This window comes from Klebsiella sp. 141162, assembly GCF_050600755.1.
Lineage (GTDB): Bacteria > Pseudomonadota > Gammaproteobacteria > Enterobacterales > Enterobacteriaceae > Klebsiella > Klebsiella aerogenes.
Window position 1 is genome coordinate 1 of sequence record NZ_JAQIRI010000040.1, and the last position, 272, is coordinate 272.

The 272-nt window shown below is 55.9% G+C and carries 1 pseudogene; it reads right to left on the bottom strand.

Annotated elements, in window-relative coordinates:
* Positions 1-272, bottom strand: a pseudogene (locus PGR23_RS24480) (VENN motif pre-toxin domain-containing protein); the annotation flags it as partial.

Genomic DNA, 272 nt, shown 5'->3' on the forward strand with positions numbered 1-272 from the left:
CTGCCGGTGCCATACTTTTCCTGTTCCTTTTTGTATTCCGGCGTATCACGCAGTTTTGCCAGATATGCCTGCCGCTGTTCTTCCGTCGCATCCGCAGGAACAGGCCCGTATTTATCCTGCGCAGCCTTCAGCGCATTCAATTCCCCCTGCGTCCGCGCGATATCCGCCACCTGACCGCCGATATCGCTGATCATCCCGATTTCCTTCAGACGGTTCTGCTCCTTCTCCTTGTCGAAGATCGGGCTGATGCTGTCGTTGGCATGTTCGGTGTC